This window comes from Bradyrhizobium barranii subsp. apii (assembly GCF_011516635.5).
GTDB lineage: Bacteria > Pseudomonadota > Alphaproteobacteria > Rhizobiales > Xanthobacteraceae > Bradyrhizobium > Bradyrhizobium barranii.
In genome coordinates, this window is the sequence record NZ_CP096255.1 from 4387640 (window position 1) to 4412392 (window position 24753).

A 24753-nucleotide genomic window follows, 5' to 3' on the forward strand; every position below is an offset into this window, starting at 1 on the left:
GGGAGGCACGCTGCATGGCCGAGAAGTAGTGCTACCGCGGGCCACGATGTTGGTTTATGCACCAAGGCTAGGGGCCCGCCGGCACATCCTCTATCGACGCGCTCCGACGCGATTAACGCCGCCATTGGCATTACCGCCGACGTTATGACGGACTGCAGCGCGCGCAACGGGTCGTGGCCGGAGGCCAACGCCAGCCCGGGCAACGCAACCCACCGGATAGTCGACGTACTGGCAATACACGATCGCGCGGGCCGGTGATGGAGCAAGTGTGGCCCCTGCAAGTCCCAGAAGTGCGCTGGCAGCGATTCCTGTGACCGTCACTGACTTGATCGAAAGTCGCATCTTAGCCTTCATGATGTCCTCCTAAGGGTAGCAGAAGCCGCATTCCTACGGCTTACGATAGCGTGTGCCCGGACACATGAGCGACATTGACGTACATCAAGGGTGAACTGGGCTGTACGTTAACTCCGTCGAACATCCTCCGTGTTCCCTACCGCCCGTCGCCTAGTTTACTGACAGCACCAACCGCGATCTTGATTCAGATCAACCAGCTTCATGATACCCGCACCAAAACAAGAGACCGACTGGGCTAGGGCAATTAGTTGGTGCGTGCGATGACGCCGACTTGGTATGTCACCTTCGAGGTTCGTAAACGCGGCACGCTGCCGAAGCAGCGGAGCCCTCGGGAAACAAGGACCTTCGCTACGGAAGCAGAGGCCAAGGCATTCGTTCGTGCAAAGCTCGACGAAGGTCTCGTTGTATTTGCGGGCACGATCAATCCGCACGTCCCCAAGCAACTCATTACCGTCGTCCCGCATCCAAGCTTGGCTTGTCGATGAACAATGGAACGCTGAGTGAGATACAGGTCCCGACCGGACGCCGATCACCAGGTTCTGAAGCCGAACCAGCCGAACTGCCCTTGTCGTGCCGCCAGAAGCATCTGCGGCTGGACGTTTCGCCTCGGTCGAGCCACAACATGCAACATCTTGCGTTGTCGCTTGCGATCGACGGTTTCAGGCGGGCGTGTATCCGGCTTCGGCAGCATAGCGAAAGAATTCGCCACCGCCGGGCTCAGTGGGACGGTAACGGGCGGTTCGGCCACATCCGATGAAGTTGCGACCTCGGTCGCCTCGGCCACGGGCGCAGCGGCGACGATCACCGGCGACTGGGTATCGAAGACAATACGCTCGGGCCATTTGCGATCTGAGTGGATAAGTATGGCCGGCCGGTCCGCAGCCGCCTGATCGACGGTCGGGGCCCTCGGCAGCCAATAATCTGCAACAAAGAGCAGTGCGAGCAACACTGCTCCGACCTTCCAGAAATATGCCGCCAGTGGCATGCCGGTCGCTCCGGTGCGCCCCCGAAACATTGACCTGGGCTCGTCCTGCTACGTCGTCTGTTACCTGCTGCAAGATGGCCACAAGCTGCTTGATATAGATCAAGCGCGTTCGATCGCTCGCGAACGCGCTCTAACTGCAGCCGGTAATGCGCGCAACTGCCTTCATGTACTTGAGATGAAGTGCGGCGTCACCTCCGTCTGACGGAGAGTTGCGAGCGGTCAGGCGGTCCGAATTCAAACAGGTCTCAAGATCGAACCTGATATGCGAGCACCATCCCAGGGCGCTCTTCTCTGCCTCTTCCCTGGAGGGGCCAAACCCCACAAAGGTCTGAACGTGCCCGGCCTCGCCGTCGGCCGTCGATACGAGATTGATTTCCGAGATGTAGAAGGACGAACACTGGGCGGCCTGGGGCTCGGCGCGTGTCCCCTGGATCACCCCGAGAGCGACAATGGTCGTCATGAGGACGGCTCGCTTCATTTTCTCCTCCGACAAACCGAATCCATTGCGGCTATCCATCTGATCGCGACAACTTCATTCGGCGTGCGTTGCGCGCTGTGTGCCCCCCCGAACATCGGACCTGGCTGTCCGATCGGGCAAGCCAACCAACGCCAATCGCCGCTCAGGGACTTGAGATAGATCAAGCTCGGCCCGACGAGGGGACGCAGGTTTCGATAGGGTCTGGTTGCCAAGGTGACAGATAATGAGTGACCGGATCCGCAGTCCTCTTTGCGTTGGCCTTTGCTCTGGAAATGGGTGGAGCGACCGGCGGCTTAAATTGAAATTTGTTCATGGTCGTTTACCGCTGCGCGAGGTCGGCGGAGGAATCGATCACAAATTCCGGCCCGCGATCGTCACGCGCCGTTGCGCGTGTACGCGCCATCGGCGGCTAAAAATCTATTCACAGTCCGGAGAGAGTTTTCAACGGCTTTGCGAAACGCGGCCGGTTGCCGACATCAGCATCACGCCGATCGACGAAGCGTGATTGCGCCACCCCTGCGCGAGGGGAATGCCAACGCCTAACTGTCATTCATGTCAATGGACAGCACGCGCATCGTGCACGCCAGTAAACAAGAGGATACCATGACCAGCTTCAAAGTTTTGGGCGCAGCGCTCGTTTTTTCCGCGCTCCTTGCGACGCCCGCCTCGGCATGGGAACCCGCCGCGGCATTAGCCGCGGACCCGACCTTCTCCATCTATTCGGGCATGCGTGGCGACATCAATTCGGGCATGCATGCAGTACGGCCACATCGCGGAAATCATACCACCGGCGTCAAGCGCTTTCGATCGCGCTGATCGCCCGGATACCAAACCTGCACCAATCTTGTCCGCTATGCCCGACTGAGCAGACTTTAACGGGAGCCGCCGCCACTTGTGCTCCTTTCAGATCATTCCAATTAGGATGAAAAGAGCGACCTCTGTCAGGAAAGTGGCACTCATAATGGCGACCGTAAGGAACGCGTCGCCCGCTGGTAGAGGGGTCATAGCATGCCTCGCGCGCTGCGACGACTGGAACCGGTTCTGGCTCTCTGCCCGCGCCAACACCCTTGCCTATCGCGCTCCGTTAATAAACACCACGCCGCACGGCGCGACGCGTATAGCGGTAATCGCGACGGTCGACACGACGCGCCGTCACGCGGGCGCGCCGGTACGTGACGGCCTGCGCTTGATCAACGCTTAACTCCACGCCGCGCGGTGTCACCTGCGGCGAGACCGGAATGATCGCCAACATCACTGCTGCAAACAGCAGTCCGACAATCGAGGAGACTCTCATTGCACCTACTCCCTATTTTCCACCATGGCCGTGTCACCAACAAAAGCTGTCTGGTCTGTGTGCCTATTTGTTTTGTCGGCCTGAGATCGCCCTATTCCGCCAGGATAGAGCGCGAGAGGCTCCAACTGAGGTCGCCTTAGGGCCTGTTCCGGCAGAGAGAACGAAGCCGAGTGCATCGTCTCTTTCTGCGGCTCCATATCGGAGCTTGCAGCATTGGGGCACGAAAAGGTTGCGCAGGATGTTCTTTTTTATACACCCCGGTTGATTTTCTTGCGGCCAGCCGCCGTTGCTGCGCGGCGAAATAACAGCCATCACGAGCAGGCGCGGCTTCCGGTTTGGGTCAAAACCGGAAAAGCTCAATGAGAGCAAATGTTTTCCGCTATTCCCCGAAAGCGGACATCGCCACGTAGACTAGGAAAGCCACGCTTCGGCGGGGATTTATTGTCTCTTGCCTCTTCCGCGCGCGATAAGCCCAGCGCTGCCTGCGCAGCTTATTCTTGCGGCGCGTGCTTCCGTTTTTGTTTTTGCTCATGCGGGTGCGACCCCGACCTGCGCCCCGCACTCGTTGTCTTCCGAGACGATGATCGTCACGCACCGCCGATAGTGCTCGACCAGCCCCCTGCCGAGTTCACGGGCCAGCATCTCGCACGAATGCGCGCCGAAATTTCCATCGACGCTGAAGCCCTCGAAGATGAGGCGTGAGCGATCGAGCAGATCGTGAAACTCGACCTCGCGATTGTCGTGAGCGACCTGCATGCGCACCTCGACGTGGAAGAGATGGCGATGCCGGTCAGCGAGATACGATCGCCCGGCGGGTGCGCCTGCCCAGCGATGGAAGCCCGCGGAGGTAAACCGGACAAAGATCGTGGCATCGCTCATGTAAGTGCTCCTGTCGGGTCAGCGCCGACCGCCTGCCGTGCTTCCTCGACGATCTGCTTCATTGTGCGCGTGACGAAATGCGCTTCATAGCCGCACATGGTGCGAGCTGCCTCGTGGCCCATGGGCGCGCTGATAGGTTCGCTCGGCTGATAGTTGAAGCCAGAGCCGACATGCCAGCATCGCTTGTTGGCGACCGTGGCGAAGTGCCGTCCCCAGCGAACAGCGGCGAGCCATGTGGAGCTGTCGCACGAGTTGAGCGGCCATGCCGTGGTGAGTTCCGACGCGGTGAGGCCCAGGGCGTGTATCCAGAGCTTGGGATATTTGCGCCGCCGCTCCCAGGCGGTGGCGATCAAGCGCCGCCGGGTCTCCATGTCTGCCTGCACGACGTTGCCGAAGCAGATGCGATCGTACCGCTCGGCGAGATAGTCGAAGTAATCCCATCCATCGTTGAAGGGGTGATAGACCGGGATCGGGCGCAGGCCCATCTCTTCGAGCTTGGTGCGGGTGCGGATTTTGTTGTCGCGCCCGCCCTGGTCGATCTCGATATAGCCCCAGACCCGATCGCCGATGCGGCGAGCAATCGCGACGTACCGGTCGAATAGGTCCGTGAAGTCGTCGATGTCATCCGGGGCAAGCGACAAGGCGCGGTCCATCGACATGCGGTGCGCGTGCGCATGCCGGGTCGCCAGATTGTAGACGCCGCTGTCTATGAAAACGTCGGCACCGGCCGCGATGAACATGTCGAGCATGTCGAAATGCTCGTCGGTGTGGATCTCATTGACGGCGACCAGCAGGTGCCTGTTGACGGTGTAGGCATGGGCGAGCGTCTTGGGCTCGCTGGCGATGAAGTAGATGGGCCACGCCTCGGGGTCCCAATTGCCGCCGGTCCTACTCATTGGTGATCCTGACGACGGAGCCCGCGCCGTGAATGTCCTCGTAGCGGTCGAGGATGTGGCCAGCGGTGTACTGGTCCGGCTGCACCATCAGCAGGTCGTACTTGTCGGCCTTTTCACCGAAGGCGACGAACGGCCCAGGATAGGGGCAGAAGATGGTGGTGCCGGTCAGCAATGGTTTCCAGCGCTCCCATTCGACCATGACGCCGCAACACAGCAGGTGATGACGACGGCCCAGGCGATAATGGTCACCCCGTTCGATGGCATGGCGGGGATCGGCGATGGTGATCTCCAGCCGGGCGAGAAGGTCGCCCCGATTGTCGATCGTGCCCTGCAACGGATCGACCAGTTGCTCGTCGTGAAACTGACGGGCCGCGAGCATGCTGCCCAAATCCTTGTCGGAGAAGCCCAGGCGGTCGATCGGCATGTCGGTGAGCCGCAATGCCTCGACCTCGAGCTTCACAAGGTTGAGGTCCCACGTCGCCAGCTCGGGCAAACGGTTATCGACCAGCGCGTATGCGCGGATCATGGCCTCGGTCCAGCCCCGCGCCACGATCACCGGCACCTCCAGCAAGCCCAGATACTTCGCTGCGTCGAGCCTGCCGTGCCCCGCAATGATGGTGTCGTCCTCGGTGACGAGCAGCGGGACGGTGAAGCCGAATTGCGAGATCGACGCGGCGATCTGCTCGATCTGCGCGTCTGAGTGCAGACGCGCATTGCGAGGCGATGGGATCAGCTCGTTGACCCGCCGTGTTTCGATCGCCCAGGCGGGGCCGGGAGCAGTTTTGACGCGCTCATTCACTGGTTTTTCCTGGTTTTAGCGGAACGAAACCTCAAAAATGAAAATCCGAAATATCCTGAAAGCCTGCGGTCGTGCGGTCCCCGCGTTTAGCCCTGGTCCCCGAGGGACCCGAAAATCGAATAGGGCGGCCCGTGGTGCGGGTTTGGGTTCATTGCATCTCACTGCATCTCATCACGCTTGCCCGCTCCACGACCAGCCCGCCGCGTTACGATTGCCCTGCGCACCTTCAACATGCCTCGCTTGGTGCCGACGTAGCGAACGCCATCGGCATCCGGCACGAGGTGCTTGCGCTTCCGGTTCTGCTTCTGCTTGGCTTCGATGCGCCTTTCGTCGGCGCATGGTGCGCAATAGCGCCTTGAGCCGCTGACGCCAGCACCGCACCGTGCACATGCCCTGATGATGTGCGTCACGTTTTAACGCCTCCGCGTGGCCATCGCCTTGCCTACAGCGAGCGGGATGGTTCTCTCCAATTCGCGCGACATCGACGCGGCGAAGTCCTCATAGAACGGGACGCGCTTCGGTATCTTGGTCTGGTGCTTCAGCACATAGAGGAGGCGCAGGCGGCCCTTCTTGTCCTTGGCATAGAGCACGTCGCCCTTGCGGACGGCGGCCGGCATGTTCTTCGGACGCAATCGTGCGGGCACGCCACGCGAGGTCTTTGGCACGTTGCTGGCTGGCACGGCGAGGTTCGATCCACCCTGTGGCGACCGGGTGCCGCCCTTGGCCTGCATATGAAGATTACCCCGGTCCAGCTTGTCGTATATCTCGACCGCCAGGGACTGCTTGCTTGCCCGTGCATCCCGAGTGGTGAGCGATGCTGCGATGAAGGATGCGTTGCGCTGCTTCACATGGGTCGGCCATGTGGACCTGATCAGCAGGTTGCGGGTGACGTCAGCGGAGCGGTTCATGGCAAGCGATAAGGCAAAGGGTAATTGGTCGGCGACGCCCTCGATGCTCTTGGCCTGCTGCAAGAGCTGGTCGTAGTCGAACTCAATTCTGAACATGGCGCGGCTCAGCCCGGCTGATCTTGATGCGCAAGAGGTCACCGCTCTCGATCGCGGGCTTGTCCTTGCCGATCCAGAGCGCCAGCCCGAGGCGCTTGATCACCAGCCACCAGCCCAAAGAGACAAGCTCGTAGTCCATCTGGCTCTCGACCTTGGCGCTGCCGACCTTCTGCGCGTCATAGGCGCGGCGAAACCGCTCCTCGACGCTGGTGGCGACCTCCTCGAATTCGAATTCGCTGAGGTTTGGGGCATCGCCGCCGTTAGCCAACGCAGCTTGGACATCGCCCATATGTCATTTCCCTTTCCTCAAGACTTCGTCAAACGGCACCGAAACGGCAAAGGGGCGGCGCCGTGCGGCACCACCCCTCCGATCAGCGCGCAACATGGAGCAAACACACATGGCAGCGCCGGATGCTGCGACTGTAGCGCATCACTCCATTCCCTACCATCTTTTGGCGCCCAGTTTGCCCGGCTCATTTCAACACCTTCCCCAGCTCGCCAAATTGCCGCTTGATCTTGTCGGCAATGCCGATCAGCCTCATGGTTTGGCCTCATTCCGTTAGGCGGCGCCGTTACATCCCGTTACACGCGCCTGCAAGTCATTGCGTGTTTTGCTTTTTTGCCGCCTTGGCCTTGTTACGCGCCTTGCGGATGCGCGCCGCTTTCCGTTTGACGATCTCGATGCAGGTCTCGATGTCTTCCTCCATGCGCTGGGCCACGTAGCGCTTCATGCTTCTTCTGTTCCTTGCGTTCACGGCGGAGCAGGATCAGCCTCCCATCCCGGCGACGGGCTTGCCCGTCGCCCACCAATAGGGTTTCTGGATGCCGATGATCCCAGCATCGCGGAGCCGGTCCCCGGCGCGCTTGAACGCACCACGAAAGCGATTGTCGGCGGCTTCCTGATTTTCGTCAGCATCGACCACCTTTTCCCGCATGCGCATGCGCACGTAGTTGAAATCGACCACCTTGCTGATGCTGGCCGGGAGCGGGAAGGGCGGCGGCACGCCGTATTCGGCCAGGGCTTCGTACAGAGCATGCATGAGCAAGCGCTCGTTGCTGGTCGCCTGATAGCCGCTGCGCTCGTGGCTTTCGCTCGCATCGTAGGGGACCGCCGCGCACGAGGTCTCCTCGTTGCCCCATATGTTCCGGCCGACGCTGATGATGGGGAGCGTAAACTCCCAACGAATGCCCGACTTGCCTTCGCGCTGCTTGCGGACCGTCGCCCGGTGAATGCTGCCGCCTTTGGAGGTTCGCCGGTCGGCCACGACCTCGAACTCGATCGTCGTCTCAAAATCGGCGGTCAGCGACCCGTGGCCGCGCGGCGTCGAGCCGCCCTTCGGCTTATGGTGCACGAGGATCACAGCGCTGCCGAACCGCTGCTGCAGGGCGACCAGCCGCTTCCTGACGATCGACACGTCCTGGCTGGCGTTCTCGTTCATGCCGGGGGCGAGCGCGGAAAGGGTATCGATGACGATCAGGACCAGCCGGTGGGGATAGGTCTTGGCTATGGCCTCGATCTCGGCGATCAGCGCATTGACGTCGTCATCGGAGGAGAAGAAGTCCGGGCGCTTGGTGCAGAGATAGAACGGCACCGCCGCGTCGTACTGGAGCTCGTGCTGGATGACATAGGCAAGCTTTCTTTTGCTGAAGCCCTTGCCCGCTTCCGCGGCTACGTACACGACAAGCCCTGGCTCGGTGTTCCTGCCGATGAAGGTGAGCCCGCGCGCCACGGCCATGGACATGTCGAAGGTGCCGAACGATTTGCCGCTGCCGCTGTCCCCGAAGATGAGGGTGATCTCGTCCAGAGGGACGATGTCCTCGATCAGCCAACTGTAGCCCGACGAATGGCCCAGGACCGCGATCTCTTCCCAGCGCATGCCGCCGAAGCGCGAGCGGAACGGCGTCCGTGACCAGTCCGGCGCCGCGTCGGCGAACGCGTGGAGCGCGTTAAGCGTGCCGCCAGCCTTGATCCAATCGGACACGTCGCCCTTGGGCGGCATGTGCGGCCAATGCCGGGCGAGATCGAGTACGCGCACCTTGGCGGCGGTGCCCGAAAGCGCCTTCGCGACCTCCTGGGCGTGATCCTGACCGGGCAGCACCGGTCTGCCATCCGGGTGCCAGCGCAGCGCGCCGTCGCCATTCGGCGGATCGGGGTTCTTGGCCTGGGGGTCGTTGTCCTGAATGATGACCACGTCGGCATCGCGAAAGAAGGACGTGAGGTGGTCGCTCCACTTGCCGACGCCGCCGGGGTTCGTCGTCGCGACGATGCCCTGCTTGGCGCAATTGTCGGCGTCCTTCTCACCCTCGACCACGAACACGGTGTGCCCGTTGGCGATGGCCTCCATCAGCTCAGGCAGGCGATACGGGACATGCGTGATGCCGCGCACGGCATAGACCCAGCCGTGCTTGATCTTGTCCGGTGGATCATCCGGCTGCGGCCTGCGGCGCTGCCGGAACGTCTTCGGCTCAAACCGCACGACCTGAAAGAGCAGTTCACCGTTCTCATCGGTGTAGCTGTAGTGTGCGACCTCCTTGCCGAGTTGCTGCGGCTTGCTCGCTTGCCTCTCGCGTTGCTCCAGATAGCCGTGCTCGCGCATCCACTGCATCGCGCTCTTATGATCGCGTCCCGTTTCACGTGAAATGAGATCGAGCACGCCGCCGCCGGTCTTTGTTTCGTGGTCGTAGTATCTGCCGGTCTGCACGTCGATCGAGAGCGAGCCGTGCTTGCCGTAGCGTCGATCACCATCGGATGAGAGCCGCACATTTGGTGCGCCCAGCAGTTCTTCCGCGATGGCTTCCATGTGGACCGCAAACGATGTCACCGGCTCGTGCATGTTCACGCCCGTTACGCCTTCGCAAAGAGAGGGGTGGTGACGAGCGCGAGCTGCGGCCGGATGAGCGAGCACATGTAGTGCCAGGTTGCGAGTGCGTCCGCCTCGTTGTCGTCCTCGACTTCCCAGTCCATGGCGCGACACTGGCGCATGACCATCGACTTCGCCCTGTCGCGCTTCGGATTGCAGCCGATGAAGTGGAGCCGCACGTCGCGGGTGTCGGCCTTCCGGATGTCATAGAGGCCGCAGCGATAGGCGCAGGCGCCGATCACGGCGGGGAGCCCGTAGAGCAGCGTGGTCGTGTTGACGTTGCTTCTTCCGCGGCTGAACGATGTCGGCATCGGCGCTTCCCAAACCACGGTGCTCGGGCCGAAGTCAGCGAGCTTGCTGTACATCCAGCCCCATGCATTGGAGAAGATTGCTTCGTGCGAGGCGCCCGGCTTGGCGAACAAGATCGAGCCGTGCGTTGGTGTTTGGCCCGGCTCGCCGACGGCTCAGCCGGTTCTTGATGCTAGGTCGAGGGCGAGGATGGCCTCGGGCATTTAGATCGCCGGTTCACGTTCGGCATGCGGCTTCGGCGATACCGGCGGCGGGTCTGCGATTTCATGCAGGAAGGTAGTCACCTTGCCGCGAGCCCTGCGACGGGCTTCATCCGCCGCTTTCATCTGAGCCTCCGCAGCCGCCGATGATTGAGCCGCCTTGCGCAATTTGATGGTCGCGTCATCGATGAGATCGCTGACCGTCGCATACTTGCAGTCAACCTTCTCGAATTTGTCCTCATCGTCATCATCGATGCCTTCGCCTGTGGCGAACGATGAAGGTCGCGTCAACGTCTCTGGAATAGTCAATCCGCTAATGCAGAAAAGATCGGGGCCGCGCTTTCGTGGCGGTGCCTGCCAGTTCTTGGTAGACGCTTCCATCACGGCATCGAGCACCAGGGCGGTATACTTGAGTTCGTGCGCGCGATAGTCGGCTTTGATCCGTTCGCGGAAGCCTTTTGCGGTGCCGCCGTAGGGGCCGCACGCTTCCAGATAGAGTTTCTTCTGGGCGTTCAGAATGGCGCTCAAGGTCATGGCGCTCAGTCCTTCTGGTTTGTGAGGACGTCGAAAAAGTGGTCCGCCCCTTTCCTGATGTCGGCGAGCGTAGAAGGGTCGAGCCGCAGGCGTTCGAGGAAATCGCGGCGATAGTCTGGATTGTCGGCGAGCCGCTCGGCGACCTCGTTGACGAATGCAGGGACTGCCCACGCGAGAGCGCCGCGATAGAGCGCTTCGCTCAGTCGCATCTCAACCTCGCGTTTGTTCTTCTCTTCAGCTTCCGCTTGCCGCTGGCGCGCATCGAGTGCCGCGATAGCCTCGTCCAGCTTCATGCGGTCCTCGGTGACCAACTCGGCAAGATCGGGCGCTTCCTTGTCGAGCCGCGCGAACTTGCCTTCGTCGGTCTCGACCGCCTTGCGCGCTTCCGCGACCGTTGCAAGTGCTTGATCGAGCTTCACGCTGCCGTCGCGGACCTTGAGGGCCAGCTCGCGGGAGAAGGCGAGAACGGTGCGGGCTTCACCCAAACGCTGGCGGCTAAACCCGCCGGTTTCCGGCACCTTTTTCTTGCCCCTGCCGCCCTTTTTGAGCGTCGGGAAACAGCAGCGCGTGCCCCATGGCGCGCTGCCCCTTGCTGATGTCCCGCCGTTCGCTGCGATCCTTGACGAAGGCGCGAATGGCGTCCTCATCCTCGAATTCGATCACCTCAAACCTCGGCTGGACGCCAGTCATGCCGCACGCCTTGTCGCGGTTGCGACCGTCAACGATGGCGGGCTGTTCGGTCGATCCCTTGACCTTGCCAAGGATGATCGGGTCGCGCAGACCGTTATCGGCGATGGAAGCTGCCAGCGAGCCAAGCTCCTCGTCGGTCATCATGCGATAGGCTTGGGCGGCGGGATGAACCGCGATCGGCGTGCTGTGCATGTTCATTACGCACCTGCCTGCGCGCGCTCAGCGCGCGAGAGCGCCGCCTGACCCAGCGGCAGATCGCCGAAGTCGCCCAGCTTCTCGGACAGCATCGCGTACTCGTCGCGATCGTCGTCCTCGAAGTCGTCGGTGACGGCGTCGGCCTTGCGGCGCAGGCCGCGCTCCTTGATCTTGGCCTTCAGGAGCTTCTTGCGGATGCCGCGATCGGCGGCGTGATCGAACTGGTCGGCGCGGCGGTCGCGGATGACCTTGCAGCGCTTCATGTAGGTCATCTTCTCGGCCAGCAGCTCCGCGTCGATCTTCTCGATCGCTGCGACGGCGTCCTTGATGTTCTCGGCTGATGGGGTGTTTTCGGCGGCATCCTTTGCCATTCGGTATCTCCCGATATTTTTGCGCGCGAGCGGCGTCGCGCGAGCATTGGCTCGCGCGATCGTCGTGCTGAGTAGTTGAAGGTGGACAGCCGTCGCTGATGTTGCGCCACGCGCAAATCGAAAATCAAGAGCGAAAAAAAGTTAGGACGAGTTTGAGCGTCGCCGATGTTACTCGCTGCGTCGCACGCGCTTAACGCTGTGGTGATCGCGCCGCCCAGCCGTCGCCACATTCCGTTAGGTGATCTCCGTTACATCATTTATTTTTCTAGTTTTCGGAACGACGCCGATGCGGCTGGCACGAGCTATGCAATCGCGTGTGCGCGCGCAGTAGTTTTATAACTTCTATCTGTCTTGTGGATACGGGAGCGCCTAGGGCGCGACCTCCCGTGTATCTCTACGACAAACACTGATCGTTACGCTCCTCCGGCGCTCCGTTAGATCGCGTTACACGGGATTTATTTGCAGAGAGCGTCGCCTGGGTGACGCCCGCAAATTTCTTGGCGCGCTATCATCCTGGAATTGGAAGGGGACATCGCGTCATGTCGGACAAATCGATCGCTGCAATTGGCAGGGCTCTCGCCGCTGCGCTGCTGGCCGAAGCGCATTCGGCGCCCATGCTGGCCGAAGTCGCCAAGCTGAAAAAGGCCGGCGAGATGGACGAGATCGGCGCGCTCGCCGTCGAGCTGATCGACGAGTACCGCGCCGAAATTCTCGACACGCTGAGGGTCTGACGATGCCGGGCCAGCACGACGGGATGGTCGCCTACATTGCCGAGCGCGATGCCGCGGTCACCGCAGGGGTCGATGCCCTGATCGCGTTTTCCGCCAAGTACGGGCACCGCCCGTCGAACCGGGACGTGGCCATGATCACGCTGCACAAGCTGCGCACCGCGATCCCGTCGCTGCCGCTGCCCGTGCGGCTGGCGTCGCACGAGTGGCTTTCCCAGCACGGGTTCGAAAGCTGGGGTTTTGATCCATGAGCTACCGTGGCTTCTCGCATCCCAATCTGAGGCACCGGATCGACATCGAGCAGCGGGGCAATCGCGTCGCCCTGGTGTTCACCTGCGGCAGCGAGATGCGCGCCACCGAGCTGGCCGATGACTTGCTGCGGCAGCTTGGCGGCGGCGCGCTCAACATCACCGTCATGGGCAGGCCGACCAGCATTGTTGAGGGGACGCATCGTGATCCAGAGCATCCGCTGGGACGGCAACGCGATCACGCAGCCGGGCCTCTACACGAAACTGCCGCTTCCTGCCTACCATCGCGGTGACATCTGCGACGGCCCGAGCGTGTCCTCGACCGTGTTGCGCAAGTTGTGGGACGGCAGTCCGGCACATGCCTGGGCGCACTGCGCGCTCAACCCCGCGCGGGTGGAGGAGGCCGACAACGAGGCGTTCGTCCTGGGCCGTGCCGCACATCACCTGCTGACCGCCGAGATCGGCTTCGCTGACCAGTTCGTGGTGCGGCCCGAGACACTCGAAGGCGAGAAGTGGAACGGCAACCGCAAGGAGTGCAAGCGCTGGCTCGCCGCAAAGAAGCGCGAGGGCCTGACCGTGGTGACCGCCGCGCAGGTCGAGGTGATCAAGGGCATGGCCATCTCGCTGGGTGCTTTCCCGCTGGTGCAGGCGGGCGCGCTCAACGGCCTGATCGAGCGCAGCCTGATCTGGAAGGACAAGGAAACCGGGCTCTGGCTGAAGGCCCGGCCGGACGTGACGCCGAACGATAGCGGCGACTTCATCGACCTGAAGACCACCCCTTCCGTGCTGTACCGCGACCTGCAGTCCTCGGTCGCCACGTTCGGCTACCATCAGCAGGCCGCGCTTGTCCTTGAGGGCGCGATGGCGCTGGGGCTGGAGGCCAACTCCTTCACGCTGATCTGGGTCGAGAAATCGGCGCCGTTCTGCGTGCGCGCGCAGCAGCTCAAGGACGAGGACATCGCGCGCGGCATGAAGCAGAACCGCGCAGCGATGCGCACCTTCGCCGACTGCCTGTCTTCCGGTGTCTGGCCCGGTCCCGGTGATGATCGCGACGATGCCGAATACGTCGATCTTCCCGACTGGAAGCGCGCGCAGATCGATGAGCGGCTGAAATTCGAGCTGCGGGAGGCCGCATGAAAACGATCCCCGCCATTCGCGCGCGCCTGCATGAGCTGGCCGACCTCGTCGCTGATCCCGAGATCGCGGCCGAGACTCCATGTCCTGGCCGAAGAGACCAAGCGCAAACCATCGAAGCGCCCGCGCGTGAGGGCGCACAAGCCCAGGATGAGCCCGGCGGTCAGGGCCAAGATGGGCGCCTTCGCTGCCGATCCTGCGAACCGTCATCTCGGGCTGATGGAGATCGCGGTGATGTTCGGCACCGACCACGGGCGCGTGTCGGAAGCAATCAACGGCTACAGGGACAGGTGACATGAGCGATCAATCGTTTCCGGGCGACCGCCCGATGGATGCCGACCGCGTGACGCGGCGCGATCTGGCCGAGGGCAAGGTCGAGAAGGTGCTTTCCGACCGCACCTCCCAGGTGCCAATCGCGGACTTCGGCTTCGACTTCACCAACGCAATGCAGATCGCGGAGGCGGCGAAGATCATGGCGACCGCAGGTCCGATGCTGCCGGAATGGCTGCGTGGCAACGTTGGCGGATGCTGGGGCATCATCGTCCGCGCGATCGAGCTGAACATCTCGCCGCTCACCCTGGCCAACTGGACCTATCTCGGCAAGGACGGTCGCGTCGCCTATGAGAGCCAGTTCTACCATGCCGTGATCGAGGCGAAGGCGCCGCTGAAGGAACGGCTGCAGTACGAGATCATTGGCACTGGCGACGATCGCACGTGCCGTGTGTGGGGCGTCTTCAGGGGCGAGACCATCGTGCGCGAGATCACCAGCGAGCGGCTGGGCGACCTGCGGCCGGGAACGAATGAGCGCGGCCAGATCAAGGGCTCGCCGCTGTGGGTGCGCAAGCCCGATGTGCAGATGTTCTACGACACCTGTCGCGATTGGTGCCGCATTTTCTGCCCGGACATTCTCGGCGGCGTCTACGCGCGTGGCGAGGTCGAGGAGAGCGAGGGCGTCGCAGAGCCGATGAAGGACGTGAGCCGCGACACCTCGCCGAAGCTGCGCGAGCGGCTGCGCGGCCCGACCGGCGAGGGCTTCGACAAGAGTTCGATCGAGGAGGCGATTGCAGCCGCGACGCCTGCCGATCCCAAGAGGTCCAGCAAGGGTGATGCCTCTGGACCGGCGGATGTCGCTGCATCCGCCGAGACCGCGTCGTCGTCAGACCTGCCCCCCGGCCCACCTGACGGCGGCGCGGTCGCCCTGGCATCCCAAGAAGCGGGAGGCGGCTGATGACGATGCCTTGTCCCTGCGGGAACGGGCTCGACAGCGCGTGGCAGTTCGACGCGCGCGGCATCGAGCTTTGCCGCACCTGCCCGAAGTGCCATCGCGAGAAGATGCACCGTTACCGTCCCGACGTTCTGAGCGACCCGAGCTACGCCGCCGAAGAACCGATCGAGGGGGAGTGATGAGAGTGGAGCTGGAGCGCATCACCTGCGACGGCCAGCGCAGCGTGCGCGCCGTCGCCAACGACATCGTCCGGCAGCCAGAGACCCTGCGCCAGTGGATCAAGATGCTGCAGCTCGCCGAGCGCTGGCTGCGCGAAGGCAAACCACAATGAGGAGGAGCCCATGACGACTAAAGACTTCCGGTTCACCGAAGTGGTGCAGCAGGCATCGCAGTACATCGAGGCCGGACACACCGTGCATCAGAAATTCACCTGCCACCGCTGCGGGTCTCGCCAGACCATGGATGTGCCGAACAAGTTCTTCCTGGCCGGGAAGTGCGAGGAGTGCGGCGCCGTCACCGACATCCAGGCGCGCGGCTGCAACTACGTGCTCGTGACCGGTGTCAACAAGGGCTTTTCCGCCGAGACCATCCAGTAAGGGGGGATCGCCAATGGTGGAGATCATCGATACGTCCAACGTCGTGCCGATTTCGCCGATGACGCCGCGCGCGCTGCGCCGTGCGATCTCGGAGGAGGTCGCGATCGCGTATGGCGTTGATCCAAAGCTGATCGAGAACGGCAACCGCACGCTGCAGGTCGTTGATGCCCGCGCCGAAGTCGCGAGGCGCCTGCGTGCCATGGGAATGTCGGAGCAGCGCGTCGCGGATGTGATGCACATCCAGCTCAAGACCGCGCGGAGCTATCTCGGCACGTTGGCCACGCGCCCCTGCCGTGCGCGCTACGATTTTTCGACGTTCAAAACAGGAGCCAATGATGCAACGGACCGCTGAGACACTTCCCGAGATGAGGCTGAACGGCGAGGCGATGCGTGGCGCACCGCAAGAGCAGGCAGCGGAGACCCACGACGCGCACCAGGGGCATGTCGAGCCGCCCGCCTATGGCGACAGCTCGCGCGATGCGATCAAGGCGATCGTCGTTGGCATGAGCGAGCAGAACGGCAATTCGCTCGCCGCGCTCCGCGCCGAGCTGGATGAGATGGAGCAGCTCATGCTGATCAGCGCGGCGAAGGTGCAGCATGAGATCGACGGGCATGCCTCGATCTGCCGCTACGTTCACAACGAGACCGAGCGCCTGCATGGGCTCGTCGCGAAGATGCGGCAGCAGCAGAGCGAGATCGTGCACGTCACCGATGGTGGCGAGCGCGCAAGGGCTTCGGCGTAAGGCTTCGACCCGATCTGGCCGGGGTGCCGAAGAAGGGCCAGACGCTGCCCAGCAGGCAGGTGGTGGCGGGACAGAAACAACGGCCTGCAGCCCAGTGACGGCGGCAAACCGGGCACGGGCAGGGGGGCCACGGCGGCGAATTTCTGGACGAGCCCGCCACCGTGGCGCCTACACGAAAAAGCACCGTTAAATCACTGAAATTGTTGGCGAAAGAAGTCGACAATGGAGCCTATCTCAGGTGGTCCAGGGGTGCAAATTCTAGTAAAAAGGAGGGGCGGATGGGGCAAAAACTGGCGGATGGTCTGTCATACCCACCGCGCGCCATGCGGGCAGAGCAAGCAGCGGCTTATCTCTCAATCTCGACCAGATTTTTCTACGAGCTGGTCGAGGCCGAGAAGATGCCGCCGCCAGTGAAGCTGGGGAGCGCTTCGCTGTGGGACCGCCGCGAGCTGGATGCGGCCTTCGACAATTTGAAGGACGAACCGGGGAGCGGCTCATCTTTGCTCCGACGCCTGCGAGAACTGGAGCAAGCGAATGTTGCAAAAGGTCGATACCGAGAGGACTGAATTCCTCTCCCGAAAGGTCGCCAAGGGGCGGCCTTATTTGTATTTCCGGATGCCGAGGGAGTTCGGCGGCGCGCTTCTGCCCCTGCCGGTCGATGAAGGTTCGAAGGAGTTTGCGTGGCAATACGACGCCTGCCTCGCCAAGCTGCGGAAACGGCAAGTCGACGCCAACCCGCCCGAGCCGCCGAAGCCCCGACCGAAGCTGGCCCGATTTCCTGACGGCAGCATCGGCAGGGCGATCGAATTGTACCGCGCCTCCAATGCCTTCAAAGACCTGAAGCCCAGCACGCAGCACCTCTATATCGGGCGTCTGGACAAGATCAAGGAGCAGATCGGCGCCGATCCCTTGCGGGAGGTGGACCGCGACGCGGCCGAGCGGTTCGCCGAGCTAATCTATGACGAGAGCGGCAGCGCGCAGATGTCGGACCTCTACGTCACGTTGCTCGGCAATATCTGGAAGTGCGTGCGCAAGGACGAGCAGTTCGGCATCCGCAAGCTGCCGAACCCGACGATCGAGATCGAGCGAAAGCACCGCGAGAGCGACAACCAGCCGCATCTGCGCTGGCCCGACGAGCTAAACGACCGGTTTGACGACACCGCCCCCGCCAACCTCGTGCTGGCGCGGCAGGTGCTGCACTTCACCGTCCAGCGCGGCGGGGATGCCGTCCGGATGAAGTGGACGGACTACGATGGCAAGGGCGTCAAGGTCTGGCCGGAAAAGACCACGAAGAAGGGTCGGGTGGTGGAGCCCAACTATCACCTCTTGCCGAGGGTGCTGATCCGGGCCCTGGACGCGGCGAAGAAAACGGCCACGTCGGACCACATTCTCGTCAATGTCCATGGGAACCGGTGGGCGACGCGGCGGTCACTCGCCCAATCGATCAAGGCGCATCTGGTCAAGATCGGTGCGCGCAAGCCGAAGCAGAAGAAAGGCTACACCGCGCACGGCCTGCGCCATACCGGCGCGTCCGAGGCGGCGGAACTGCCGGGCGCCAGCCTGAAGGGCATCCAGTCGCTGACCGGTCACAAGTCTGACCGCCAGCCCCTGTGGTACATCGAACAGGCCGACCAGAAGAAGGTCAACGCCGCGATGGTCGCCGCGTGGAGCGACGAGCTGGACCGGAAGGAAGCCGAACGGGAGAAGCGGCGCCGGGCCCAGCGGAAGGCGTTGCTGAAAGTCGTCAGATAATCCGAAGAACGTTGCAGAAACGAGCCGAGAACGGCGCGGTGGAAAACTACCCCCATCACGTGGAAAACCCCGTGGGAAACCATTCAAATCATTCGATTAGTTCTTAACGAGAGGTTTACGAGGGCGGCCTTAGTGTCTGTTCCAAAACATGTTGAGTCGAATGAATCGGTTGTGATTCAAGGTGAGCGGCCTGATTCGATGGGGACGCGCCGCCAATGTGGACTACCGAGAACCGTGCACGCTACGACCGCAGCCGCCTGCGCTATCCGAGCGACTTGACCGACGAGGAGTGGGCGCTGATCGCGCCTCGCATCCCGCCGGCCAAGCGCGGCGGCAACAAGCGTACGGTGGACCTGCGCGAGATTGCCAACGGGCTGATGTACATCCTGAGCACAGGTTGCCAGTGGCGCGCGATCCCCAAGGACCTGCCGCCGCGCTCGACGCTGTATGGCTACTTCGATCTGTGGAGCTGGAACGGCACGCTCGATAAAATTCATCACGCCCTCTATGTCGAATGTCGCGAAAGGGCCGAGCGCGAGGCTTCTCCCACCGCCGCCATCATCGATAGCCAGAGCGTGAAAAGCGCTGAAAAAGGGGGCCTCATGATCTCCATGGCTACGACGCGGGCAAGAAGATCAAGGGCAAGAAGCGGCACATTCTCGTCGACACGCAAGGCCTCTTGATGCACGCCATCGTGCATGCGGCGGACATCCAGGATCGCGACGGCGGCGTGCTCCTGATGGCAACGTTGTTCGGCCTCTATCCCTTTCTTCTGAAGCTCTACGCCGACGGCGGATATCAAGGGCCACATTTCCAGAAGGGGCTGCGTAGCGCTCTGAAGCGCGTGAACCTCGAAATCGTCAAACGCTCCGATCAGGCTCACCGTTTCGTCGTCTTGCCCAAACGCTGGATCGTCGAGCGTACCTTTGCCTGGCTCGGGCGATGCCGAAGACTGTCCAAAGATTGGGAATGCTTCAATCACAGGGCGCTCGCCTTTCTCAAGCTGGCCTCCATCCGACTCATGCTGCGAAAGCTATGCAATCCAAGGTAATCTTTCCGGACAGACTCTTAGGGTGGGGCCAGCATTCCCTGGGCCCCTGAAATGCCAACGCCGATAAGCTCGATCGTTCCGGTCAGTCCCGCCAGCCCCGTGGCTGATGCGGCGACGCCCGATCTTGTGCTCCAGGCCGGCAGCGTCGTGGACGCAAGGGTCGTCAGCGTGATGGCCGACAATCTGGTGCGGATCGCAATCGCCAATCTGTCGATGGATGTGATGTCCGAGGTGTCGCTGACACCGGGGCAAAATCTCCAGCTCGCAGTGTCGCAGAACGACGGCACCATCAGGCTCGCCATCATGAACGGGGCAGGCGAGGCGACGGCGGACCAGATCACGCTGACGCCGCGGGCGGCTTCGCTCGTGGACAGCCCGTCGCTCGCGCCATCTGCGACCACCGCGCGCAACACGCTGACGCCGTTGGAGCAGGTCGCCGTCACCGTGGCTTCGGCCGAGGCGGTCACGAAACAGGGCAGCCAGGCGCCGTTGTTCGCCAATCTCGCCTCCGTCGTCACCGGCAGCGATCTGCCGGTGGGACTGAAGCAGGCGGTGCTGGACGTGCTGGCGCAGCAGACGCCGCTCAACACCGCCCTCGACGGCGGCGATATCGAATCCGCCTTCCAGAAGTCCGGTCTGTTTCTCGAGGCCTCGCTCGCCGCAGGTACAACGCCGTCCTCCGGCGCGATGCCGGACCTGAAGGCCGCGCTGCTAGTGCTGCGCCAGACATTGGCCACGCTCGAGACCGCCGCGCCACAGGCGCAAGGCGCCGCGATCGCTACGGCGGGGAAACCGCAGGTCGCCGCCGTGCCGGCTCAGGCTGCATCGCCGTCAACCGAGCTCGATATGGCCCAACAGCCGCAGATGCCGCGCAGCGCCAATCTCCCAGCCGCTGTGCTCGCCGACATCGCCGGCGGCGCTCCGCAGGCCGCGATGCCGCGAACCATGTCCGCCGGCCTTGCCGCGGCCCTCCTTCAAGAGGTCACGCAAAACCTGCCGCGCATGATCGGCAACGTGCCGGGCTCCAACAAGGCCGTGCCGGATGGCCATCTCTTCGAGGCCGCGGCGCGCGCGACACCGCCGCCGTTCCGCGGCGCGCTGCCGGCGCCGCAGGCGATCGCCTCGCCATCGCTCGCGCCGGATACACCGCTCTCCACAACGGTGCACCGCCTGCTCGACGACACCGATGCCGCGATCGCACGTCAAACGCTGCTCCAGGTCGCCTCGCTGCCTGATCGCACCGATGCCAGCGGTCACCGCATCGACCCGACCGTGCCGCAGTGGAATTTCGAGATTCCCTTTGCGACCCCGCAGGGCACCGCGATGGCGCAATTCGAGATCTCGCGCGATGGCGGTAATGAGTCCTCTGATCCCGCCAAGCGCGCCTGGCGCGCGCGCTTCACGCTCAATGTCGAGCCGGCCGGCCCCGTGCATGCGCTGATCACGCTCAACAGCGACAAGACTTTTGTGCGGATGTGGGCGGAGCGGCCCGCGACCGCGCAGCAGCTCCGCGCCGGCATCGGCGAGCTCAATCAGGCCCTGACGCGCGCCGAGCTCAAGCCCGGCGACATCCTGGTGCGCGACGGCACGCCGCCGCAGCCGGCGCCGGCCCGCGCCGGCCACTTCCTGGATCGCGCCACATGAGCGATCCATCCAAGCTCGCAATTGCGCTGCATTACGAGAAGGGCAGCAACGCGCCCGTCGTCGTCGCCAAGGGCAAGGGCACGATCGGCGAAAAGATCGTCGAGATCGCCAAAGCCAACGACATCCCGATCGAAGAGAACGAGATCTTGGCCGGCGCGCTCTCCAAGGTCGAGCTCGGCGAGGAGATCCCGCCCGACCTCTACAAGGCCGTCGCCGAAGTGCTGGTGTTCGTGCTGCGGCTGTCGGGCCGGGGACGGTAGAGCATGATCCGGAAAAGCGTGCAGCGGTTTTCCGACAAGATCGTGCTCAAGAAATAACCTGTCATCGTTTCACCACGATAGCGGCCGCATGGTCGCGGCCATCTTCATTGCTCAACGGATACCGCTCTTGCTGACCCGCCGTTCCACTCTGGGCCTTCTTGCCGCAGCTGCCACCATGCCGTCACGTGCGTTCGCCCATGTCGCGCCGCCGCGCAACGAGATTCGCGACAGCCTGGCAAAGCGCTTCACCGATCTCGGCACGGCGGGCACCTTCGTCGGCTACAAGGTCGAGGACTATCTGATCGTCGCCAGCGACAAGGAGCGCTCGGGCGAAGCGAAGCTGCCGGCCTCGACGTTCAAGATTCCGAACTCGCTGATTGCGCTCGAGACCGGCGTCGTCACCGATCCCGACAAGGACGTGTTTCCCTGGGACGGCGTGAAGCGGCCGATCGAGGCCTGGAACAAGGACCACACGATGCGCAGCGCCATCGCGGTCAGCGCGGTGCCGGTCTATCAGGAGATCGCGCGCCGGATCGGGCAAGAGCGGATGCAAAAGTATGTCGACATGTTCGACTACGGCAATCGCGATATCGGCGGCGGCATCGACCAGTTCTGGCTCACCGGCAATTTGCGCATCGACCCGGTCGAGCAGATCGATTTCGTCGACCGGCTGCGCCGCCGCGCGCTGCCGATTAGCAAGCGCAGCCAGGACCTCGTCGCCGACATCCTGCCGGTGACCAAGGTCGGCGACAGCGTCATCCGCGCCAAATCCGGCTTGCTCGGCGCCGAGCGCGGCGAGCCGTCGCTCGGCTGGATGGTCGGCTGGGCCGAGAAGGGCGAGGCGCACACCGTGTTCGCGCTCAACATGGACTGCAAGGAGCCGCGTCTCGTCGGCGAGCGCATGCCGTTGACGCAAGCCTGCCTTGCCGAGATCGGCGCGATCTAGCTGGCGCGTACGAACCTGCTAGCATCCTTCCGACCAAACAAAAGAAAAGGTCGGGAGGATAAAATGAACTCAACGCCACTCTGGCTGTCGTCGCTCACGTTGGCCGCCGCCGGCGGCTGGCTCGCAGCCACGATGTTTGCCGCACCCGCCACCAGCAAGGAGCCGCGCTTTCCGCAGCTCACCATGGACCAGCTCGACGCCAAGCAGAAGCCGCTCGGCGAGCAGATCATGAAGGTGTCGAGCGTCGGCATCGGCGGGCCCTACAATCCGATGATCCGCAGCCCGGTGCTCGGCCAGCGACTGTTCGACCTGTTCTACTATCTGCGCTGGGAAACCTCGGTCCCGACCAAGCTGAACGAGTTCGCGATCCTGATCATCGGGCGGCAGTGGCGCTCGCAGGTGGAATGGTTCGCGCATGCGCCGCTGGCGGCAAAGGCCGGCCTGTCGGCGGATATCATCGCGGAGCTGAAGGCCAACAAGCGGCCGTCGAAAATGGCCGATGACGAGGCCGTGGTCTACGACTTCGTCACCGAGATCACCACGGCCAAGAAAGTTTCCGACGAGACCTACGTGCGGGCGAAGAAGGTGTTTAGCGATCAGCAGATCGTCGATCTCACCGCGGTTGCCGGCAATTACGTGATGGTCGCGATGCTGCTGGCCATGGCCGAAGAGACGGTGCCGCCGGACAAGCAGGAGCCGTTCAAGCCGGGCGAGCCCTGAGGCGAGCAGCCTTCGTTGCGGCCATCCTTCGTGACGCCCGCCTCTGGCGGGCTCCTCAGGATGAGGTCTTGCTTCGTGACGAGATATCAGACCCTCATGGTGAGGAGCGCCGCTTGCGGCGCGTCTCGAACCATGAAGGCCGAGCAGCCTCCCAGCGCCTAGCCCAGCTTGAACAGCGCCTGCAAAAATTCCTCCACCGCCTTGCGCGACTCCGCGGCCGTCGCGGGGTTGCCGCCGACATGCGGGTTGAGCTCGACGCAGGCATCCTTGTAGGTGAAGGGTGCGTTGGTATCGCCGTTCATCAGCACGCCGCCGTCGCCCTCCTTGATATGGCAGTTGCGCACGGTCTGCGCGTTGGCCGACACCGCAACGGCGCTGACGCCGAGCAGGCCACTATCGAAGCCGTGCGCGCTGTCGGGGTATTCGGTCAGCACCACATCGCGCCCGGCCGTCTTGAGCCGTCCGACGAACGCCTTGCAGCTCGTCACGGGATTGTAGTCGTCGGGCGTGCCATGGAAGATGCGGATCGGGCGTGCGGCGACGTCGCCGTCGCTCTGATACGTCGTCGAGCAATCCGGATAGAACGGGATGTAGGCGGCGAACTGGACGCCGGACTTGTTCCAGAGCTTGTTGAAGCGATCGAGGCTCGCATAGAGCGTCGCCTGTCCGCCGCGCGAGAAGCCCATCAGCACGATGCGGTCGGGATCGACGCGGGGATGCTTCGCAAGAATCTCCAGTGAGCGGTAGATGTCGACGATCAGGTTGAGCCGGCCGAGCAGGGCCTGGTTCGGCCCCACCACCGTCAGCCCGCGGCCGGTAAAACCGTCGATCACGAAGGTCGAGATGCCCATGGCGTTGAAAGCGTGCACCCAGGCCTCGGTGGTGGCGCCGACGCCGCTCGAGCCGTGCATCAGCACCACGACGGGAAGCTTGCCGGTGCCCTGGGCGACGCGGAATTCGCCGGCGACTGTCACCGGCTTGCCGGCCGCCGCATCACCGCTGAGGAATTGCTGGTCGGAGAGGGTGAGCGAGGGGATCGGATAGATCTCGGCGCGGGTGGCGACTTCCTTCGGCAGGGATTGCGCGTTGGCGCCGATGCCGGCGAGCAGTGTTGAAATGCAGAACGCCATAGCGACGCGGAATGCCGTCGGCATCGTGATCCTCCCCCATGATTTTTATGGAGTAGAACAATGGACCTGCGCGCTGTCAATTTGATGCGCGACGACCTCAGGCCTTATCCGCCTTCTTCGCCATCAGCGCCTGGTCGATCGCAAAGCCGCCGATCTCGCTCATCGCTTCCGAGATCACGTCGCCCTTGCGGGCAAAGCCGGCGGAGAGGACATCGAACTGCATCCGTGCCAGACGCAGCACCTCGAGCGGCACCGAGACCGCGGTGTCGTTGAAGCTGTCGACGGAGGCGCGCAAGCCGTCGAGCTCGGTGGTGAGCTTGCCGATATGGCTTTCCGCATCCTGCATCAGGCCGAGCAGCTTGCCGCGCTCGGCGTCGAACGCCGCGCGCTCGGCCGCCGCGGCCGCGGTTAACTCGGCGAGCTGAGTCCCCAGCGTCGCGATCTGGCTGACCATGGCTTCGGAGGCGAGCGCGGTCGTCTCGCGCAGCTCTACAAGGCGCTTGGTCTCTTCCTGTTGCTCATGAAACAGACGTTCGGCCGACATCGCCCGTTGCTTGAGCGATTCGATCAGCGCGGCCGCGCGCAGCAGCATCTCGCCGTTGCGCCCCGACACCATGCTGGCCATCCGCCGCAGGAAGTCGGTGGTCTCGGACGGGCTGTTCGGTGGCAGAGGGACGACTGTGGCGGACATGAGGGATGCTTGCAGCCAGACGTGGTGACCGCCGCC

At 63.1% G+C, this 24753-nt stretch carries 38 protein-coding genes and 1 pseudogene; 20 read left to right on the forward strand and 19 right to left on the reverse strand.

The window, feature by feature from the left end; all coding sequences use genetic code 11:
• Nucleotides 1-90: 90 nt before the first annotated feature.
• The 3 genes from HAP41_RS20635 to HAP41_RS20650 all read right to left on the reverse strand — a co-directional run bounded on the left by HAP41_RS20635 (nt 91) and on the right by HAP41_RS20650 (nt 1817).
• On the reverse strand, nt 91-354 hold the full coding sequence (locus tag HAP41_RS20635; protein ID WP_166097233.1) for a hypothetical protein: 264 nt from the start codon (nt 352-354) through the stop codon (nt 91-93).
• A 529-nt stretch (nt 355-883) separates the two neighbouring features.
• Entirely contained in the window at nt 884-1339 is a 456-nt protein-coding gene (locus tag HAP41_RS20645; protein WP_166097232.1) for a hypothetical protein, read from the reverse strand.
• Between the two features lie 130 nt (nt 1340-1469).
• Nucleotides 1470-1817, reverse strand: a complete 348-nt coding sequence (locus tag HAP41_RS20650) for a hypothetical protein (protein WP_166097231.1) — start codon at nt 1815-1817, stop codon at nt 1470-1472.
• Nucleotides 1818-2040: 223 nt separating this feature from the next.
• Here HAP41_RS20650 and HAP41_RS20655 point away from each other — a divergent pair, with 223 nt between their 5' ends.
• Complete coding sequence (locus HAP41_RS20655) at nt 2041-2322, forward strand: hypothetical protein (protein ID WP_166097230.1); 282 nt, start codon at nt 2041-2043, stop codon at nt 2320-2322.
• A 98-nt stretch (nt 2323-2420) separates the two neighbouring features.
• Nucleotides 2421-2633 carry a hypothetical protein gene (locus tag HAP41_RS20660; RefSeq protein WP_144030618.1) on the forward strand — a complete coding sequence of 71 codons (213 nt, stop codon included), beginning with the start codon at nt 2421-2423 and terminating at the stop codon, nt 2631-2633.
• Between the two features lie 268 nt (nt 2634-2901).
• Here the strand turns inward: HAP41_RS20660 and HAP41_RS20665 are convergent, their stop codons facing one another.
• The 14 genes from HAP41_RS20665 to HAP41_RS20725 form a co-directional block, all read right to left on the reverse strand.
• Complete coding sequence (locus HAP41_RS20665; RefSeq protein WP_135216245.1) at nt 2902-3111, reverse strand: hypothetical protein; 210 nt, start codon at nt 3109-3111, stop codon at nt 2902-2904.
• Nucleotides 3112-3639: 528 nt separating this feature from the next.
• Complete coding sequence (locus HAP41_RS20670; protein ID WP_166097229.1) at nt 3640-3990, reverse strand: hypothetical protein; 351 nt, start codon at nt 3988-3990, stop codon at nt 3640-3642.
• On the reverse strand, nt 3987-4886 hold the full coding sequence (locus HAP41_RS20675) for a hypothetical protein (RefSeq protein WP_166097228.1): 900 nt from the start codon (nt 4884-4886) through the stop codon (nt 3987-3989). The genes HAP41_RS20670 and HAP41_RS20675 overlap by 4 nt, the downstream gene beginning before the upstream one ends.
• Complete coding sequence (locus HAP41_RS20680; RefSeq protein ID WP_166097227.1) at nt 4879-5685, reverse strand: ParB/Srx family N-terminal domain-containing protein; 807 nt, start codon at nt 5683-5685, stop codon at nt 4879-4881. The genes HAP41_RS20675 and HAP41_RS20680 overlap by 8 nt, the downstream gene beginning before the upstream one ends.
• A gap of 158 nt (nt 5686-5843) precedes the next feature.
• A complete protein-coding gene (locus HAP41_RS20685) occupies nt 5844-6095 on the reverse strand; it encodes a hypothetical protein (RefSeq protein WP_166097226.1) in 252 nt (83 codons plus the stop codon).
• 3 nt (nt 6096-6098) lie between these two features.
• Nucleotides 6099-6689, reverse strand: a complete 591-nt coding sequence (locus HAP41_RS20690; RefSeq protein WP_166097225.1) for a hypothetical protein — start codon at nt 6687-6689, stop codon at nt 6099-6101.
• Nucleotides 6676-6978, reverse strand: coding sequence for a hypothetical protein (locus tag HAP41_RS20695; RefSeq protein WP_166097224.1), 303 nt, complete (start codon nt 6976-6978; stop codon nt 6676-6678). Before HAP41_RS20695 ends, HAP41_RS20690 begins: the two co-directional genes overlap by 14 nt.
• 310 nt (nt 6979-7288) lie before the next feature.
• Nucleotides 7289-7420, reverse strand: coding sequence for a hypothetical protein (locus tag HAP41_RS50060; protein ID WP_256478598.1), 132 nt, complete (start codon nt 7418-7420; stop codon nt 7289-7291).
• Between the two features lie 36 nt (nt 7421-7456).
• Entirely contained in the window at nt 7457-9523 is a 2067-nt protein-coding gene (locus HAP41_RS20700) for an AAA family ATPase (protein ID WP_166097223.1), read from the reverse strand.
• Nucleotides 9524-9534: 11 nt separating this feature from the next.
• The gene (locus tag HAP41_RS20705) at nt 9535-9972 is read right to left on the reverse strand and encodes a hypothetical protein (RefSeq protein WP_166097222.1); all 438 of its coding nucleotides are present in this window, start codon (nt 9970-9972) and stop codon (nt 9535-9537) included.
• 90 nt (nt 9973-10062) lie between these two features.
• Nucleotides 10063-10593, reverse strand: a complete 531-nt coding sequence (locus HAP41_RS20710) for a hypothetical protein (protein ID WP_166097221.1) — start codon at nt 10591-10593, stop codon at nt 10063-10065.
• 5 nt (nt 10594-10598) lie between these two features.
• Nucleotides 10599-11111, reverse strand: a complete 513-nt coding sequence (locus HAP41_RS20715; RefSeq protein ID WP_166097220.1) for a hypothetical protein — start codon at nt 11109-11111, stop codon at nt 10599-10601.
• Complete coding sequence (locus tag HAP41_RS20720; protein ID WP_166097219.1) at nt 11089-11481, reverse strand: ParB N-terminal domain-containing protein; 393 nt, start codon at nt 11479-11481, stop codon at nt 11089-11091. The genes HAP41_RS20715 and HAP41_RS20720 overlap by 23 nt, the downstream gene beginning before the upstream one ends.
• Nucleotides 11481-11849, reverse strand: a complete 369-nt coding sequence (locus tag HAP41_RS20725) for a hypothetical protein (protein WP_166097218.1) — start codon at nt 11847-11849, stop codon at nt 11481-11483. The genes HAP41_RS20720 and HAP41_RS20725 overlap by 1 nt, the downstream gene beginning before the upstream one ends.
• 539 nt (nt 11850-12388) lie before the next feature.
• On the opposite strand from HAP41_RS20725, the gene HAP41_RS20730 reads away from it, so the two are divergent.
• The 18 genes and pseudogenes from HAP41_RS20730 to HAP41_RS20815 all read left to right on the forward strand — a co-directional run bounded on the left by HAP41_RS20730 (nt 12389) and on the right by HAP41_RS20815 (nt 22896).
• Nucleotides 12389-12580: a hypothetical protein gene (locus tag HAP41_RS20730; RefSeq protein ID WP_166097217.1), complete on the forward strand. Its 192-nt coding sequence runs from the start codon at nt 12389-12391 to the stop codon at nt 12578-12580.
• A gap of 2 nt (nt 12581-12582) precedes the next feature.
• Nucleotides 12583-12828, forward strand: a complete 246-nt coding sequence (locus HAP41_RS20735) for a hypothetical protein (RefSeq protein ID WP_166097216.1) — start codon at nt 12583-12585, stop codon at nt 12826-12828.
• A complete protein-coding gene (locus tag HAP41_RS20740; protein WP_166097215.1) occupies nt 12825-13118 on the forward strand; it encodes a hypothetical protein in 294 nt (97 codons plus the stop codon). Before HAP41_RS20735 ends, HAP41_RS20740 begins: the two co-directional genes overlap by 4 nt.
• Entirely contained in the window at nt 13030-13962 is a 933-nt protein-coding gene (locus tag HAP41_RS20745; RefSeq protein WP_166097214.1) for a PD-(D/E)XK nuclease-like domain-containing protein, read from the forward strand. The genes HAP41_RS20740 and HAP41_RS20745 overlap by 89 nt, the downstream gene beginning before the upstream one ends.
• A 147-nt stretch (nt 13963-14109) precedes the next feature.
• On the forward strand, nt 14110-14253 hold the full coding sequence (locus tag HAP41_RS20750) for a hypothetical protein (RefSeq protein WP_166097213.1): 144 nt from the start codon (nt 14110-14112) through the stop codon (nt 14251-14253).
• A 1-nt stretch (nt 14254) separates the two neighbouring features.
• Nucleotides 14255-15187, forward strand: a complete 933-nt coding sequence (locus tag HAP41_RS20755) for a hypothetical protein (RefSeq protein ID WP_166097212.1) — start codon at nt 14255-14257, stop codon at nt 15185-15187.
• Nucleotides 15187-15363, forward strand: coding sequence for a hypothetical protein (locus tag HAP41_RS20760; protein ID WP_166097211.1), 177 nt, complete (start codon nt 15187-15189; stop codon nt 15361-15363). The genes HAP41_RS20755 and HAP41_RS20760 overlap by 1 nt, the downstream gene beginning before the upstream one ends.
• Nucleotides 15364-15368: 5 nt before the next feature.
• A complete protein-coding gene (locus HAP41_RS20765) occupies nt 15369-15515 on the forward strand; it encodes a hypothetical protein (protein ID WP_176400459.1) in 147 nt (48 codons plus the stop codon).
• A gap of 10 nt (nt 15516-15525) precedes the next feature.
• Nucleotides 15526-15780 carry a hypothetical protein gene (locus HAP41_RS20770; RefSeq protein WP_166097209.1) on the forward strand — a complete coding sequence of 85 codons (255 nt, stop codon included), beginning with the start codon at nt 15526-15528 and terminating at the stop codon, nt 15778-15780.
• 13 nt (nt 15781-15793) lie between these two features.
• A complete protein-coding gene (locus tag HAP41_RS20775) occupies nt 15794-16132 on the forward strand; it encodes a hypothetical protein (RefSeq protein WP_166097208.1) in 339 nt (112 codons plus the stop codon).
• A complete protein-coding gene (locus HAP41_RS20780) occupies nt 16116-16523 on the forward strand; it encodes a hypothetical protein (protein WP_166097207.1) in 408 nt (135 codons plus the stop codon). The genes HAP41_RS20775 and HAP41_RS20780 overlap by 17 nt, the downstream gene beginning before the upstream one ends.
• A 278-nt stretch (nt 16524-16801) precedes the next feature.
• Nucleotides 16802-17089 carry a helix-turn-helix transcriptional regulator gene (locus HAP41_RS20785; protein WP_166097206.1) on the forward strand — a complete coding sequence of 96 codons (288 nt, stop codon included), beginning with the start codon at nt 16802-16804 and terminating at the stop codon, nt 17087-17089.
• Nucleotides 17090-17126: 37 nt separating this feature from the next.
• The gene (locus tag HAP41_RS20790; RefSeq protein WP_176400460.1) at nt 17127-18275 is read left to right on the forward strand and encodes a tyrosine-type recombinase/integrase; all 1149 of its coding nucleotides are present in this window, start codon (nt 17127-17129) and stop codon (nt 18273-18275) included.
• A gap of 215 nt (nt 18276-18490) precedes the next feature.
• Nucleotides 18491-19326 (forward strand): annotated as a pseudogene (locus HAP41_RS20795) (IS5 family transposase).
• A 51-nt stretch (nt 19327-19377) separates the two neighbouring features.
• Nucleotides 19378-20970, forward strand: a complete 1593-nt coding sequence (fliK, locus tag HAP41_RS20800; protein WP_166097204.1) for a flagellar hook-length control protein FliK — start codon at nt 19378-19380, stop codon at nt 20968-20970.
• Nucleotides 20967-21230: an EscU/YscU/HrcU family type III secretion system export apparatus switch protein gene (locus HAP41_RS20805; protein ID WP_028151179.1), complete on the forward strand. Its 264-nt coding sequence runs from the start codon at nt 20967-20969 to the stop codon at nt 21228-21230. The genes fliK and HAP41_RS20805 overlap by 4 nt, the downstream gene beginning before the upstream one ends.
• An 88-nt stretch (nt 21231-21318) precedes the next feature.
• Nucleotides 21319-22176 (forward strand): class D beta-lactamase, encoded by an 858-nt coding sequence (gene blaOXA, locus HAP41_RS20810; RefSeq protein ID WP_414643288.1) that lies wholly within the window; start codon nt 21319-21321, stop codon nt 22174-22176.
• A gap of 63 nt (nt 22177-22239) precedes the next feature.
• Entirely contained in the window at nt 22240-22896 is a 657-nt protein-coding gene (locus HAP41_RS20815) for a carboxymuconolactone decarboxylase family protein (RefSeq protein ID WP_166097202.1), read from the forward strand.
• 158 nt (nt 22897-23054) lie between these two features.
• Here the strand turns inward: HAP41_RS20815 and HAP41_RS20820 are convergent, their stop codons facing one another.
• Together HAP41_RS20820 and HAP41_RS20825 are read right to left on the reverse strand one after the other, a co-directional pair.
• Entirely contained in the window at nt 23055-24050 is a 996-nt protein-coding gene (locus HAP41_RS20820; protein ID WP_166097201.1) for a dienelactone hydrolase family protein, read from the reverse strand.
• A gap of 73 nt (nt 24051-24123) precedes the next feature.
• Complete coding sequence (locus HAP41_RS20825) at nt 24124-24717, reverse strand: hypothetical protein (protein WP_166097200.1); 594 nt, start codon at nt 24715-24717, stop codon at nt 24124-24126.
• Between the last annotated feature and the right edge of the window lie 36 nt (nt 24718-24753).